Source organism: Paraburkholderia sp. RL17-381-BIF-C (assembly GCF_046026435.1).
GTDB lineage: Bacteria > Pseudomonadota > Gammaproteobacteria > Burkholderiales > Burkholderiaceae > Paraburkholderia.
The window spans coordinates 1-670 of record NZ_JARESX010000211.1 but is presented as its reverse complement, the minus strand read 5'-3'; the positions used below and the strand labels follow the sequence as shown (position 1 = coordinate 670).

1 protein-coding gene is annotated in these 670 nt (G+C 63.4%); it reads right to left on the bottom strand.

From position 1 onward, the window contains the following. Positions 1–670: NAD(P)(+) transhydrogenase (Re/Si-specific) subunit beta (locus tag P0D70_RS36730; RefSeq protein WP_408188126.1), on the bottom strand; the 670-nt coding region annotated here is incomplete at both ends.

The window sequence follows — 670 nt, the reverse complement described above, 5'->3', positions numbered from 1 at the left end:
ACCCGAATACGAGTTCAGCATCGACACGACCACCGGCATGTCCGCGCCGCCGATCGGAATGATGATCAGCACGCCGAGCACGAAGGCGATCAGCGTCATGATGATGAACGGCAGCCACGACTGCGTGAGAAAGAAGATCACGCCGAAGCCGAGCATCGCGAGCGCGAGCAGCAGGTTGATCAGATGCTGACCGGCATACACGACCGGCGCGCCCTGGAACAGCCGGAACTTGTACTTGCCCGACAGCTTGCCGAACGCGATCACCGAACCCGAGAACGTGATCGCGCCGACGAACGTGCCGATGAACAGTTCGACGCGATTGCCATACGGCAGGAAGCCCGGCGCGGTGTTCTCCGGATCGACGAGACCGAACGCGGACGGCTCCGACACCACCGCATACGCGATACACACGGCGGCCAGACCGATCAGCGAGTGCATCGCCGCGACCAGTTCCGGCATCTTGGTCATCTCGACGCGCGCGGCGACGAACGCACCGACCGCACCGCCGATCACCAGCGCGACCAGCAGCAAACCGAGACCCAACCCGAGGTTCGAGCCGAGCCCGTTCGCCTGCTTGACGATCAGCGCGATGGTGGTGAGGATCGCGATCGCCATCCCGACCATACCGAAGGTGTTGCCGATGCGTGCGGTTTTAGGATTGGACAGCCCC